Source organism: Micromonospora sp. NPDC005087 (assembly GCF_042872965.1).
Taxonomy (GTDB): domain Bacteria; phylum Actinomycetota; class Actinomycetes; order Mycobacteriales; family Micromonosporaceae; genus Micromonospora.
Map to the genome: position 1 here is coordinate 12,810 of NZ_JBIALB010000007.1, position 14,144 is coordinate 26,953.

The 14,144-nt window shown below is 70.6% G+C and carries 10 protein-coding genes; 4 read left to right on the plus strand and 6 right to left on the minus strand.

Annotated features, from left to right (window positions below; translation table 11 throughout):
• The first annotated feature begins 126 nt into the window (after positions 1 to 126).
• The gene (locus ACFYPS_RS17795; protein WP_387325555.1) at positions 127 to 1,383 is read left to right on the plus strand and encodes an acyltransferase family protein; all 1,257 of its coding nucleotides are present in this window, start codon (positions 127 to 129) and stop codon (positions 1,381 to 1,383) included.
• Here ACFYPS_RS17795 and ACFYPS_RS17800 read toward each other — a convergent pair.
• From ACFYPS_RS17800 to ACFYPS_RS17810, 3 genes are read right to left on the minus strand one after another with little or no spacing between them, the layout of a single operon-like run.
• Complete coding sequence (locus ACFYPS_RS17800; protein WP_387325558.1) at positions 1,346 to 2,362, minus strand: hypothetical protein; 1,017 nt, start codon at positions 2,360 to 2,362, stop codon at positions 1,346 to 1,348. The two genes, ACFYPS_RS17795 and ACFYPS_RS17800, sit on opposite strands and share 38 nt — an antisense overlap.
• On the minus strand, positions 2,359 to 3,639 hold the full coding sequence (locus tag ACFYPS_RS17805) for an MFS transporter (RefSeq protein WP_387325560.1): 1,281 nt from the start codon (positions 3,637 to 3,639) through the stop codon (positions 2,359 to 2,361). The genes ACFYPS_RS17800 and ACFYPS_RS17805 overlap by 4 nt, the downstream gene beginning before the upstream one ends.
• A gap of 12 nt (positions 3,640 to 3,651) precedes the next feature.
• On the minus strand, positions 3,652 to 4,767 hold the full coding sequence (locus tag ACFYPS_RS17810; RefSeq protein ID WP_387325563.1) for a DegT/DnrJ/EryC1/StrS family aminotransferase: 1,116 nt from the start codon (positions 4,765 to 4,767) through the stop codon (positions 3,652 to 3,654).
• A gap of 616 nt (positions 4,768 to 5,383) precedes the next feature.
• Here ACFYPS_RS17810 and ACFYPS_RS17815 point away from each other — a divergent pair.
• The 3 genes from ACFYPS_RS17815 to ACFYPS_RS17825 are packed head-to-tail and all read left to right on the plus strand — an operon-like array spanning position 5,384 to position 8,386.
• On the plus strand, positions 5,384 to 6,226 hold the full coding sequence (locus tag ACFYPS_RS17815; RefSeq protein ID WP_387325566.1) for a thiamine pyrophosphate-dependent dehydrogenase E1 component subunit alpha: 843 nt from the start codon (positions 5,384 to 5,386) through the stop codon (positions 6,224 to 6,226).
• Positions 6,223 to 7,233, plus strand: a complete 1,011-nt coding sequence (locus tag ACFYPS_RS17820; protein ID WP_387325569.1) for an alpha-ketoacid dehydrogenase subunit beta — start codon at positions 6,223 to 6,225, stop codon at positions 7,231 to 7,233. Before ACFYPS_RS17815 ends, ACFYPS_RS17820 begins: the two co-directional genes overlap by 4 nt.
• A gap of 25 nt (positions 7,234 to 7,258) precedes the next feature.
• Positions 7,259 to 8,386, plus strand: a complete 1,128-nt coding sequence (locus ACFYPS_RS17825; protein ID WP_387325572.1) for a biotin/lipoyl-containing protein — start codon at positions 7,259 to 7,261, stop codon at positions 8,384 to 8,386.
• Between the two features lie 24 nt (positions 8,387 to 8,410).
• Here the strand turns inward: ACFYPS_RS17825 and ACFYPS_RS17830 are convergent, their stop codons facing one another.
• The 3 genes from ACFYPS_RS17830 to ACFYPS_RS17840 form a co-directional block, all read right to left on the minus strand.
• Positions 8,411 to 9,457: a glycosyltransferase family 2 protein gene (locus ACFYPS_RS17830; protein WP_387325574.1), complete on the minus strand. Its 1,047-nt coding sequence runs from the start codon at positions 9,455 to 9,457 to the stop codon at positions 8,411 to 8,413.
• A 74-nt stretch (positions 9,458 to 9,531) separates the two neighbouring features.
• On the minus strand, positions 9,532 to 12,525 hold the full coding sequence (locus tag ACFYPS_RS17835) for a N,N-dimethylformamidase beta subunit family domain-containing protein (RefSeq protein ID WP_387325577.1): 2,994 nt from the start codon (positions 12,523 to 12,525) through the stop codon (positions 9,532 to 9,534).
• A 399-nt stretch (positions 12,526 to 12,924) separates the two neighbouring features.
• Complete coding sequence (locus ACFYPS_RS17840) at positions 12,925 to 14,130, minus strand: hypothetical protein (RefSeq protein ID WP_387325580.1); 1,206 nt, start codon at positions 14,128 to 14,130, stop codon at positions 12,925 to 12,927.
• Between the last annotated feature and the right edge of the window lie 14 nt (positions 14,131 to 14,144).

Here is a 14,144-nt window from a genome sequence, read left to right on the forward strand (position 1 = left end):
ACCCAAGGAAAGCAGTACCAATACGGCAAAGGCCATATGGGGTAACAGATTTCCGGCATGTCGGTGTCGACTTCCCGACCAAGGAAAAAAAGCTACCCTGCTCCCCCGCCGTGGTTGACTTTCGCCGTGGTGGCCGGAATCCGGGCGAGGCAGACCCTCGCCGCTGCCTGTGCGTCGGCGGACAACAGCTTCGGCTTTCTCCGGCTGATGTTCGCCTTCGCCGTGCTCGTGTCCCATTCACTGCCGCTCGGCTTCGGCGCGGACGACCCGGGCGCCGGCCGCACGAACGGCCAGACGGCGCTCGGCGAGATCGGAATCCTGGGCTTCTTCGTCATCTCCGGCTTTCTCATCACCCGCAGCGGCACCCGGGTTCCGGTGCTTCGATACCTCTGGCACCGTGGCCTCCGGATCCTTCCGGGCCTGTGGGTGTGCCTCGTGGTGACGGCCTTCGTCTTCGCCCCGATCGTGTCCCTGTGGGAGCGCGGCACGCTCCACGGCCTCTTCGCCGCCTCCGACGGACCGTTCCAGTACGTCGTCAGCAACGCCTTCATCGCGATCGGGCAGTACGGCATCTCCGGCCTGCTGCTGGACACCCCGTACGGGCAGCGCACCGGCACGTCGGTCTTCGACGGCTCGCTCTGGAGCCTCATCTACGAGGTGCTCTGCTACCTCCTGGTCGCCGGGTTGGCGGCCGTCGGTGTGCTGCGCCGGGCCCGGTGGCTCGTGACGATCCTCGCGCTGGCCGGGGCCGGCGTCCTGCTGCACGACCTGCTCCGGGCACCGGAGATCCCAGGGCCGCAGGGCGTGCACGGCCCGGTCTTCGGGGTCAGCGGGCTGGACAGCTACTCCCTCGTCTACCTGACCTACGTCTTCCTCCTGGGCGCCGTGTGCCAGCTCTACCGGGAGCGGCTCGTCCTGCACGACGGCCTCGCCGTCGCCGCCGCCGCGGTCGTGCTCGCCACCACTCAGTTCGGCGCGTTCGCGGTGCTGGGCTACCCCGCCTTCGCCTACCTCGTCCTGTGGCTGGCGGTCCGCCTGCCGCGCTGGACCCGCCGGGTCGGCCGCCGGCACGACTACTCCTACGGCTGCTACATCTACGCCTTCCCGGTCCAGCAACTCCTGGCCCTGGTGGGCGTGCCGCGGCTCGGCCTGGTTCCCTACGTCGCGATCTGCACCGTCGCCACGGTCGCGCTCGCCGTTGGATCCTGGCACCTGGTGGAGCGGCCGGCGATGGCGCTGAAGGCCTGGTCGCCACGCCGTCGTGACACCACGACGGAGGTCCCCCAACGAGCGCCGGAGCCGGCGACCGGGAAGGTCCCCGCCGCGGTCGGGGCGGAGGAGGCGACTACCGCACGACCGCCGGCGACCAGGCATCGCGGATGAACAACTCGGCAATCCCACCGCCGTCCGCGCGCACGACCCAGAGGTCGCTCGTCGACGGTCCCTCCCCGCTGCGCGGCAGGCCGTAGATCACCCGGCGGTCGTCGAGCCACTCGATCTGGTCGTCCACGCTGCGCTGCTCGGACAGGATGGTCGACCTGGCGGTGGCGAGGTCGTACACCGCGATCCGCCAGTGCCCCGGCGCCTGGCCGGCCCGCGTCTTGACCGCGATCCGGGTGCCGTCCGGCGAGAGCGAGGGGCACTCCGCGTCCTTTCGAAGCGCGACGAGTCGCTGTTCGCGAAGGCTGCCCCGGACCAGCCAGGTCCGGCCGCCCGACGCCGCCGTCGCGTAGAAGGTGTCCCCGTCGGCGAACGTGACCCCCCAGAGATTGCGGTCCGCGGTCGTCACCCTCCTGCCGTCGACGATCAGCTGGAAGTGCTCGATGTTGGTGGAATGCCCGTCGGCAACCCTGGTCACGAGAGTCTCGGTGGAGAACTGGCCGGGGGTGGAGTAGCTGTGCCCAGCGACGAAGGTGGTCGTCGCCACGAGCGACCCGTCACGCGACAGCCGGGTGCGGCTCGGCACGCCGGAGAGCGGCAGCTCGCGGATGACCCTCCAGTCGGGACCGAGAACCTGGGCGCGGTACGTGGTGACCAGGCCGGGCCTGGCGTACAGGCACACCGCCTCGCCGCGCCGGGCGTAGACGCGGTCGCAGGCGGCCGGGGTGAACGTTCGGGGCCCGGCCGGGTCGCTGAGCGGGACCACCGCCACCCGGCCGTAGTCGTTACCGGCCGCGGTGCTGCGGAAAGCGACATGGGCGTCGGCGGTCACCGCCGTGAGGTCCGGACCGGTGGGCATCTGCGGCGCCGTCGCCACGACCTGGCTCTGCTCCCGACGGACGGAGTAGATGTAGCCGACCGTGCCGAGCAGGGTGACCAGGACGATGACGGCCAGGGTCCAGAGGCGTACCCGCCCGCTCATCGCTGATCCTCCGCCGCCGCGTCGACGCCGGGCACCGCCACGGGATCGAGGCGGTCCTGCCCCGACAGCAGCAAAGCGGCCATCACCACTCCCGTCATCAACAGGCCGGCCAACAGACAGAGTGCCGCCTGGCGGCCCAACAGCTGCCACAGACTGCCGAAGGCGAGCGCGCCGGCGAACCGTGCGATCACGACGACGGTCTGGGCGGCGGCGATACCGCTCCCCCGCGCGTCGCTGGCCACTCTGCGGCTGACCAGCGCGGCGAGCACGCCGTCGGTCGCGGCGTAGAACGTACCCAGCAGAACCAGGGCCGTAGCCGTCACCCCCAGGCCGCCCAGCGGCGCGGCGGCGACCAGGTACGCGACGAGCAGCGCCAGGTGGCCCCCGACGAAGACGCGCGAGCGCCCGACCCGGTCGGCGAGGCGGCCCAGCGGGATCGCCAAGGCGAGATAGGCGACGTTCGTGCCGACGAACAGCAGCGGGAAATAGCTCGCCGCGAACTGGTCGCGATCCTGCAGGGACAGGTAGACGAACCCGTCGCCGATCGTGAACAGGCCCAGCACGCCGGCGGCGATCAGCGGACGCCGGAGCCGGGGACCGGTCAGTTCCCGGAGCACCCGCCGTACCGGCAGGGCCGCCGTCGGTCGGCGGCGCCGGTCCGGCACGAAGAGGACCATGACGGCGACGCCCAGCACGGCGAACGCGAACGACGCGACGAATACCGCCGAGTAGCCCCCTGGCAGGAACCACAGCAGCGAGAACGCCACCAATGGGCCGGCGGCCGCTCCGATGGTGTCCAGGGTCCGGTGGACGCCGAACGAGCGGCCCAGCGTGCGCGGATCCGACGCATCCGCGATGAGCGCGTCCCGTGGCGCCGTACGCAGCCCCTTGCCCAGCCGATCCGCGGTCACCACCGCGGTGACCGCGCCGAGCCCGTGCGCGGGCAGCATGGCCAGCCGGCTCGCCGCCGAGAGGACGTAGCCGGCGGTGGCGACCCACTTCGGCCGGTCGGACCGGTCGCCGACATACCCGCCGAGGATTCTGACCAGCGCGCTGGCGCCCTGGTAGAGCCCGTCGACCAGGCCGTACGCCAGCACACCGAGCCCGAGCTCGGCGGTGAGATAGACCGGCAGCACCGCAGCGACCATCTCCGACGAGACGTCGGTGAGCAGGCTGACGACGCCGAGCAGCACCACGGTGGCGCCGACCCGGGGCAGCCTGCTGCCGCGCTCGCCGGCCGGATCCGCGCCTGGGCGGTCCCGGACCGATACGTACATGGCGGGGTCGCGTCAGGCCACTGACCGCAGCGCGGCCGCGAGCGCGCGCGCGACGGTTGCCTGCTGGTCGGCGGTGATCTGCGGGAACAGCGGCAGGGACAGGATCTCGGTGGCCGCCCGCTCGGCATGCGGGAAGCTGCCCGGACCGTACGGCAGGTCCGCGAACGCCGGCGTCAGGTGGACCGGACAGGGGTAGTGGATGCCCGCGCCCACGCCGGCCTCGTTCAGCCGCCGCAGGACCTCGTCGCGGCGCCCGGCGCCCCCGGGGATCCGCACCACGTAGAGGTGCCACACGTGCTCGTTCCCGGCGAAAACGACGGGACGCGTCACGTCAAGGGACGCGAGCAGTTCGTCGTAGCGAGCAGCCGCGGCCCGGCGGGCGTCGTTCCACGCGGCCAGGCGGGTCAGCTTGGCCCGCAGCACCACCGCCTGCAGCGCGTCGAGCCGGCTGTTGACCCCGATCAACTCGTGGACGTACTTCGCCAGGCCGCCGTGACTGCCCAGGGTGCGTACCACCGTGGCCAGGCCGGCGTCGTCCGTCAGCACCGCCCCGGCATCACCGTACGCCCCCAGATTCTTGCCCGGGTAGAAGCTGGTGGCCGCGACGCCGCCGGTGCCGGCTCCGGCGCCGGTGCGGGTGGCACCCTGGCACTGCGCGGCGTCCTCCACGATCGCGACGCCGCGGCCGGCGAGTCCGGCGCGGAGCCGCTCGACCGGGGCGAGCTGCCCGTAGAGGTGGACGGGGACCACCGCCCGGGTGGCCGGGCCGACGGCGGCCAGGGCGGCGTCGACGTCGACGAGGTAGGTCGCCGGGTCGATGTCGACGAGCACGACGCGAGCCCCGATCCGGGCCACGGCCTCGGCGGTCGCGACGAACGTGTTCGCCGGCAGCACCACCTCGTCCCCGGCCCGCACGCCGGTCGCCCGCAGGGCCAGCTCGACTGCGTCCGTGCCGTTGGCAACCCCGACGCAATGCTGGACGCCCGAGAACGTAGCGAACTCCCGCTCGAAGGCCGCGACCTCCTCGCCGCCGACGAACGCCGTGTTCTCGATGACGCGCTTGAAGCCGGTGCTGACCTCCTCGGCCACTTCGACGTGGGCGGCCCGCAGGTCGACGAGTGGAATCATCTGGCGCTACTCCATCTGCCGCGATCGCGGCGGGCAGGGGTCGATCAGCGACCGGGCGGACCCGACGGTGACCGGACGGCCCGGAGCCTCGGTCGGCAACCGGTCGGTGCGGGTGACGATCGGTGCGGCTGGCGTTCGTACCGGCCGACCCGGCAGGCAAGCTACCAAGCGATGCGGGCGGCGGAAGGACCGTGACGGGTATCCGGCAGAACGGTTCTCGTCACGCCCCAGGCCATACCGACTGGGCTAGTGTGCCAGCGACGGCGGCGCGGCGAAGCCGCCGCACGGCCACGGGCAGTTGTCCATTCAGTCGGATTCCCGAGATCCCCGTCGACACGGGATGGATAAAGGTTTCTCCCGTCGAATGGACGAAGCCCGGTAACGTGGCTGCGGCAGGCCCGGGTCATTGTGCCCCATGGCACGGAGCGTGCCGTGCGGAAAAGGAAGGCGGACAGTGTCGACGGCAACCACATGGCGCGGCGTGAATCTCGCCGAACCTGATCTCCGGCCGGCGGCTGGTGCTGATGGCATCGCCTCTCCGTACGTTCCTGGTCCTGTCGACGAACGGCTCAGCGGATTACCCGGCGAATCCGACGAGCGTCGGCTCTACCGGCGCATGCGCTTTATCCGCCGCTTCGAGGAAACCCTGCTCTCGCTCTTTGAAGAGGGCGTCCTAAATGGCACGACACACGCGTGCATCGGTCAGGAGGCCGACGCGGTGGCGGTGATGGAGCACCTGGTCGAGGAGGACCACGTGTTCAGCAACCACCGGTGCCACGGTCACTACCTCGCCCGCACCGGCGACGCGCTCGGGCTGCTCGCCGAGATCATGGGCAAGGAGGCCGGGATGTGTCGGGGCATCGGCGGTAGCCAGCACATCTGCGCGCCCGGCTTCAAGTCCAACGGCGTCCAGGGCGGCATCGTCCCGGCCGCCGCCGGGATCGCCCTCGCCGGCCAGCTCGACGGCAGCCGCCGGGTGAGCGTTGTGTTCATCGGCGACGGCACCCTGGGCGAGGGGTCGCTCTACGAGACGTTGAACATCGCCGCGCTCTGGCGGCTGCCGCTCCTCGTGGTCTGCGAGGACAATCAGTGGGCGCAGAGCACGCCGATCGAGGCCAACCTGGCGGGCAGCATGCCGGGCCGGTTCGAGGCCTTCGGCATCCCGGTACGCGAGATCGACAGCACCGACGTGCTGGAGTTGCGCGCGGCCGCCGGGGCGGAGGTCGACGCGGTCCGCGGCGGAGCCGGTCCCCGGGTCCTGCTGATCCACACCTACCGGCTGTGCCACCACTCCAAGAGCGACGACGAACGTCCCGCCGAGGAGATCGCCGCCCGGTGGGCCGTCGAGCCGTTGCTGGTCCACGGTCGACGGCTGCGCGACGACGAACGGCGGATCGTCGACGGCGAGGTGGAGACCGCGCTGGCCCAGGTGGTCGCGACCGCGAGGGCGCTGCGGTGATCTTCGCCAAGGAGTTGAACGAGACGTTGCGCGCCTGCCTCACCGCCGACCCCCGGGTGCTCGTGCTCGGTGAGGACATCGCCGACCCGTACGGCGGAGCGTTCAAGGTGACCCGCGGGCTCTCCACCGCCTTCCCGGACCGGGTCCGCACGACGCCGATCAGCGAGGGGGCAATTGCCGGGATCTCCGCCGGGCTGGCCCTGGCCGGCTACCGGCCCATCGCCGAGATCATGTTCGGGGACTTCCTCACCCTCGTCTTCGATCAGGTGGTCAACCACATCGCCAAGTACCAGGCGATGTACGCCGGCCAGGCGACCTGCCCGGTCATCATGCGCGCCCCCTCCGGCGGCCACCGGGGATACGGTCCGACGCACAGCCAGAGCCTGGAAAAGCACTTCCTCGGCGTGCCGCATCTGCGGGTGGTCGCCGCGTCGCTGCTGCACGATCCCCGGACGGTCTTCGACGAGTTCCTCAGCCAGGACAGCCCGGTCCTCTACGTGGAGCACAAGCTGCTCTACCCGCAGCACCTGACCGTGCCCGAGGACGGTCGGTGGGGCGACCTGCTGGCGACGCGGGACGCCAGCCCCGGCATGCTGCCGACGGTGTGCCTCTCCGCGGTGCCCCGCGAGGAGTGCGCGGTGACCGTGCTGGCCTACGGATACCAGGCCATGCTCGCCGCGAAGGTGGTCGAACGGCTCGCCGTCGAGGAAGAGATCTTCGTCGAGCTGCTGGTGCCCGCTCAGCTCGCACCGATGGACTGGGCGCCGGTCGAGCGCTCCGTCGGCGTCACCGGACGGCTGGTCACCGTGGAGGAGGGCAGCCGCCGTTGGTCGTGGGGCACCGAGGCGGCCGCGACGATCTCCCGCCGGCTGTTCCGGGAGCTGCGTTCCCCCGTCGACGTCGTGGCCAGCGAGCCCACCGTCATCCCGTCGGCCAAGGGCAAGGAGAGCCGGGTCCTGGTTGGCGAGGGCCGGATCGAGGCGGCGCTGCGCGCCGCGGCCGGCTGAGTTCAGGGCCTGTTGAGGAGAGAGTGTGAAGCCGGTAATCGTTCCGACCAGCGACGTCAACAGTGAGCACGGCGTGCTCGTGGCCTGGTTCGTCGACGACGGGGCCAAGGTGGAGGCGGACACCCTGCTCGCCGAGATCGAGACCAGCAAGGCGGTGCTCGAGGTCGTCGCCCCCGAGGCCGGCATCGTCCTGCAGTTGGCCGAGCGACTGCAGGAGGTCCCCCTCGCCGAGCCGATCGCCATGCTCTTCGAGACGTCGGCCGACCTCGCCGAGTACGTGCGGGAGCGGGAGACCCGGGCGGCGGCCGCGGCGGCGGCTCCGGCACCCGTCCGGGCGAGCGTCAAGGCCGTGCGGCGGGCTGCGGAACTCGGCGTCGACCTGGCCACCCTCCAGCTCGGACGGCTGATCACCGTCAAGGACGTGGAGGGGGCCGCCCGGGAGACCCGTGTCGGGCCCGACGACCTCCCGGCACCGCTGGGGGCCGAGCCCAGGGTGCAGCGCATCCTGCTCATCGGCGGGGCGCTGGGTGCCACTCAGGTCCTCGACATCCTGGCCGGATCCGCGACGCAGCGGGCCGTAGCCATCGTGGACGACGACCGGCAGCGGTGGGGCGCAGACGTGCACGGCGTGCCGATCGTCGGCGGAACGGACCGGCTCGCCGCGCTCTTCGCCGAGGGCGCCTACGACGCCGCGATCATCGCCATCGGCACGTCGGTGGAGACCCGACGTCGCTTCCGGGAGGTCTGCGCGGAGGCCGGGATCCCCCTGGCGAACGCCATCGATCCCACCGCCAAGATCGCCACCGACGTGGTCCTCGGCCAGGGGAACATCATCTGCGCCTTCGCGCACCTCGGCACCGGGGTGCGGATGGGCGACAACAACTTCCTCTCCGCCTACAACTCGTTCGACCACCACAGCCGGATCGGCTCCGACAACGCCACCGGCCCGTCCTGTGTCTCGTCGGGGAAGGTGACGGTCGGCGACCGGGTACGCCTCGGGATAGGCATCTTCATCGAGCCGGACGTCGTCCTGGGTGACGGGGTGGTGGTCGCGTCCGGCGCGGTCATCGTCCGATCGGTGCCGGCCGAGCACGCCGTCAAGACGAAGGTCGTCACGACGACGGTGGTGCCGCAGCGACGGCCCGGGCGGTAGCACCGCCCGGGCCGGGTTGGTCCGTCAGATGCCGCGCCGCTTCCACGACTGCCACCAGAGCCACTCCCGGCCCTTGGCGGCGACCGCGGTGAGCACCAGCGGCTGAAGGTACGGCATGACGGCCGGCCCGATCCGCTTCCGCAGGCGCAGGCCGCGGTACTCCGGCAGCGCGCGGTACTCCGGCCAGCAATCCGCGGCGAACGCGATCAGCTCGCCCTCCGGCACGCTCGCGGTGCGCCCCCGGTCGTAGGCCCGCACCGCGCGCCGCAGGGCGTGGCGGGCAAGGCGCCGGCGCACCATCGCGTCGAGCCGGTGGGCGTCGGGCAGCAGATCGCCGCAGCGCCGCATCACCGCGTCGTACGCGGTCCTACGCTGGCGCAGGTCGTCCAGTTGGCCGGCGTAGTCCGTCTGCGACATGTTCGCGCCGTGCAGGCGGTAGTACGCCTGGTCCGCCCCGCGCACATAGCCGACGTCGGCGTGCGCGGCCAGCCGCATCCACATCTCGATGTCGCCGGCGTGCGGCAGTTCGGGATCGTAGCCGCCCACCTTGCGCTGCAGATCCGTACGCACCACGACTTCGGGCGAGGTGATGCAGCCGGTGGCCTCGCGAAACCGTCGCTCCAGCCACCAGTGCCCCGGCCAGACGGTGTGGCCCAGGTCCCGGGTGCGGGCCGGCGGCGGCGGACCGGGGTGGGTGAAATGCAACGGGTGCCCGTAGACGAAGCCGACGTTCGGGTTGGCGTCCAGCACGCCTGCCGCCCGAGTCAGGGCGCCCGGCGTCAGGAGGTCGTCGGCGGAGAGCAGCACGGCGTAGTCGCCGTCGGCCCACTCCAGCAAGCCCTCGTTGTAGGTGGCGATGTGGCCACGGTTGGTCTCGTGGACCCGGACCTCGACCCGTGGGTCCGCCGCCGCGATGGCACGCGCCTTCGTCGCCGAGTCGTCCGGCGAGGCGTCATCGATGATGAGCACGCGTACGTCGACGTCAGGCTGGTTTTCGAGCACACTGCTCACGCATGCCTGGAGATAGTCCCCGTACCGGTAGCACGGAATGACCACACTGACCGTACTCACTGACACCCTTCCGTTGGCCCGTCCGCGCCCGGTGCCGCGGGCCCGCACCGGTACCGGTGCGGGCCTGCGGCCGTTCACGGAGTCGTCGTGAAAACCACATCAACCCAGTAGTTCGCCGCATTCCAGCTGGAGGTCGGGAAGGCGACACCGGAACCGGCTCGGAAGAGGCCGTTCCCGCCGTTCGGTGAGTCGGCGATCGCCGTCAGCGGGTAGGACACCGTCGGTTGGGTGAACTGGTTACCCGTGTAGGCGTAGCGACCCACATCCGTGTGGTACGAGACCACGTACGGTGTGTTGGCCGTGATGGCGACCGGCTGGTTGAACAGCAGCGTCTGCCAGCCGGTGCTGCTCTCGTTCGTGAAGGTCCCGGTGGCGAGCTGCGCGCCGGTGTTCGACCAGAGGGTGCCGGTGTGCGTGCCGGTGTTGGCACTGCCCTTGTAGAACCGCACGCCCGTCACGTAGCCGTCGAGTGCCGAGGTGATCCGCATGCCCAGCTCCAGGGAGTTCACCTCGGAGGCGTTGGGGATCGCCGGTACCACGGAGTCGTTCCAGACCGAGCAGGGGCAGCTGACCGACGTGCCGGTGGTGAAGGTCCAGGTGTACGGCGCCGCCATTGTGTTGCCCCAGGCGTCGGTCGCCCGCACCGAGGCGGTGTAGGTGGTCGACGGGGTCAGGGCGTGCTGCGGCTGGACGGTCAGCTTGCGCGTGGTGTTGTCGTAGCGGAAGCCCGCCGGGACGGAACCGCCACTCGAGGTGAGCGAGTACTCGATGCTCTGCGGGTCAACGTCGTGGCTGAAGGTCGCGGTCGGCGTGGCATTGAGCCCGACATCGGACGCGCCCGCCGCCGGGGTCTTCGCGGTGATCGTCGGTGGCGCGGTCTCGGCCCCCACCGTGTCGACGAGGACGTCGACCCAGTAGTTCGTGTTGTTCCAGCTCAGGTTCGGGAAGCCCCCGCCCGAGCCGTACCGGTAGACGCCGTTCGCGCCGTCCACCCCCGACTGCAGCAACCGGACGGCCGTCAACCCCGCGCCCTGGTTGGCGAAGTAGTTGCTGGTGTACGAGTAGTGCCCGGTGGGCGTGTAGTACGACGCCACGTAGGTGGTGTTGGCGGCCACCGGCACGGGGTTGGCGAAGGTCAGGGTCTGCCAACCGCTCGCGGTTTCGCCGGTGAACGTCCCGGAGGCGAGCAGCTGGCCCGAGGCGGTCCAGAGCTTGCCGAGGTGGGTGCCGGTGTTGGTGCTGGCCTTGTAGAACTTGACGCCGGTCACCAGGCTCGGCGCGCCGACCCGGAACTTCACCCCGAGCTCGTTCGGCGAGGTGTCGAAGGAGTCGACTCCGGTCGGCACGGCGGTGGCCGGGAACGCCGTGCAGGGGCACTGCTGCGGTCCGACGGTCACGCTCCGGGTGGTGACCGCCCCGATGTTCAAGCTGTCGTCGGAGGCCCGCACCATGATCTGTGCGGTGCCCTGGGTGCTCGGCGTCCACGTGTAGGACCAGGTTCCCTGCCCGGTGGCCGCCGCCCAGGTGTTGCCGCCGTCCGTGGAGACCTCCACGCGGCCCAGTTGGCCGCCGCCGACCTCCGTCGCGGTCCCGGTGACGGTCACCGGCGTGAGGACCGCCAGGGTGCTACCGGCCGCCGGCGCGGTGATGGTCACCGCCGGTCCGGTGGCGTCGGTGGACCTGACGGCGGCGAAGAGGTTGGCCTGCCGGGTCAGCGGCTGGGCGTCCATGTCGGCGAGGAGGTTGACGGTCGCCTGCTGCATGCGCTGGTCCTCGGTGGAGGGCAGCATCGTGTGAAGGCTGCTCAACCCCCACGACCACTGCACCGTGCCCGCGCCGAAGACCAACGCGCCGGAGGACTGGTCGCGATAGGCCACCAGGCTGTGCGTGGCCGTGCCGTTCCCGTAGTCGTTCCCCTCGTCTAGCAGCAAGGTGCCGTCGGTGATGGCCAGCGTCGTCGACGAGAACGCCACCGCGCCCGGCGGGCGGACCGAATTCTCGACGTCGGAGTCCCACTCGTAGCCGAGCGTGCCGACGGGGAACGTGGCCACCTGCCCGGGCGCCAGGTTGTTGATGGACGGGATGTTCCGCCAGAGGCGAAGGTTCCGGTACGCGGCCGGGACGGTGATCGCGTCGTTGCGGTAGCCGTTGACGGTGAAAATGGTTCCGGTCAGCTGGTTGGGCGGGGTGGCGCCGCCGGAGCCGGCGCCCACCGAGTCGACCCAGGTGCCGGTCCACTGCCCGCTCGGGTCCGCGATCCCGTTCGGCGGGTTCTGCCGCATCTTGGTCATCTTGTAGCAGACGAGGGTGCGGTTGTCCCCGCCGCCGCTGGCAACCGACGGCTCCAGCCGGGTGCGCCAAAAGATTTCGTTGCCGCTGAAGAAGGCCAGGTTGACGCCGGCCTCGCGGGCGGCGACCACATTGTTCCACTGGGCCTGGTTCCAGTACTCGTCATGCCCGGAGGACATGAAGACCCGGTGGTCGAGCAGGCTCGCCGGCTTGGTGCTCACGTCGATGCTCGAGGCGTAACTGACGTCGTACCCGTTGCGCTCGAGCCAGTAGATCATCGGGTACTCGGCCGAGAGGACGCCGTTGTCCCCGGCGATCCGCATGGGACGGTTGTAGCTCACCTTGTAGGCCCGGCCGTCGTACGCCGGCCCGCCCCCGCCGTAGAGGTCCTGACCGCCCCAGTCGTTGTACGCCTGCCAGGTCTGGTCCGAGGTCTGCACCAGGATGTCGGAGTGGTTCGCCGGATCCACGACAACGAACGGCACGTGCGCGAAGCCCGCGCCGTTGGGCTGGTCGAGCGTCGCGAGATAGACCCCGGAGACGGCGTTCGACGGCACCGTCCAGGTCACGTTGGTGGTCCAGTTGCCGCAGTCCACCAGTCCGGTGCCCGCGTCGTGCAGGCACGCCGGCTGGGTCCGGGCGGGGAAACTGCTCGTCGGTGAGGTCGGCATCCTCCGCGCACCGTCACCGCCGTAGTAGCCGAGCCGGTAGATGTCGACCTCGAAGGTGGTCGGGGACTGCACCTTCAACTGGAGCGTCTCGCCCGGCTGCACACTCATCCGGGTGCCGAATCCCTCGATATCGCCCCAGGCACTTTCGCCGTACCAGTCGTCAAGCGGTGTGCCCAGTTTCGAGTTCTCACAGACAACAGGGTTGGAGCCGGTGCCACAAGGATCGGACACGGCTGAACTCGCTGACGCGGGAATCAGCACCAAGGCTGCTCCCGTGGCGGCCGCTACCGCGGCCCGAAACACCCGAGACCTCATTACAGATCGCCTGCTTCTCAAAGGAGGGCCGCCGGACGCTACTGAGCGTACGTAAGCGCCGGGGAGATACCAGATCTGCAGGTGTCGCGCCGCGACACCATTCGGTCAGTATCGCGCCGAGTCTCGGCGGATGATCGTTCCCGACGCGCAGCCACTCGGCTCGCCACGCGCAGCCGACCGGACGGAATCCGGTCAGGACGGTCGGGGCACCGCCTTACCGGTGGGCGTACCGTCAATCGAACCCACGACATTGTTGAACCACTCCGCATACGTGACCGAGCAGTCCGCACCGCATTGGCTGGTGTGCCCCCAATGGGTGGGGCCGAAGACATTGTCGCGCAGCCGCAGGCCGATCCCGTCCTGGGCGTACAGGCCGAATGCGCCGAGCGAGATGAAGCTGTCCCGCACCAGGTAATCCCGCAAAGTGGAGGTGCCCTCACTCTGCGTGAACAACACTGCGGTAATCGCCTTCCAGTAGCCCGGCACCTCCTTTCCGGTGAAGGCGTCGACCCCCGGTTCCAGGCGGCTGTTGCTGATGGTCACCGGTCCACTGCCGCCGTACGGGAAGACGCCCCCGGTGTGCGCCTGGGACGGGTCGGCGAGGTGGGCGATGTAGTTGTCGTGGAGCCAGCTCCGCTCGATGGTGACGTTGGCTCCGCACAGGCACATGCCGCCGGTGTTCGCCACGTCCACCCCGCTGATCCGGATCGTGCAGGTGGCACAGTCGTTGATCGCGTGATCGGTCAGCGCGGCGTTCTGCTGCCCGCCGGCGACCGGCTCCGGCCGGATGGTCGTGTTCCTGATGTTCAGCGTGAGGCGGCCGGCAGAGTTGGCGTTGACCAGGATGGCCCGGTTGGCCGAGCCCGGCGGCGGGGCAATTATCGAGTTCGTGATGTTGACCGTGCCGTGGCAGTCGGTGCCGATGTAGATGAAGGCACGGAAGTAGATCCGGTCCAGGTTGACCGTGCCCTTGCAGTCGTACAGGTCCCATTCCTTGCTGGCCCCGTCGTGCGGTTCGTACACCCGGTAGCCGCGTGGCACGGGCAGCTGGGCGTCCGACTGCCGGTAACGCCCGACGCCCGGTGCGCCGACTGAGAAGCGAGCGGGATAGCGGCCACCACCGGTGGGGTCGGCTGCCCGCGCCGTGGCGGAGGCAGGTGCGGATCCCGCCGCGGTGGGGGTCGGCGCGGGAGTGGCCGGCGTGGTGCGGGTCGGCGCGGACGTGGCCCCGGCAGCGGTGGCCGCCTGGCACCGCGCCGGGATCGCGCAGCCGGTCGGCTCGGCCACGCCGCGTTCCAGTGCCACCACCGTGACGGCGGCCCCGACCAGGAGCGCGCCGGCCGCCGCCAGGACCGGCCAACGCCTGCCGGTGCTACGCCTCTTCCCGGGCATCGACACCCGACCTCCCTCCG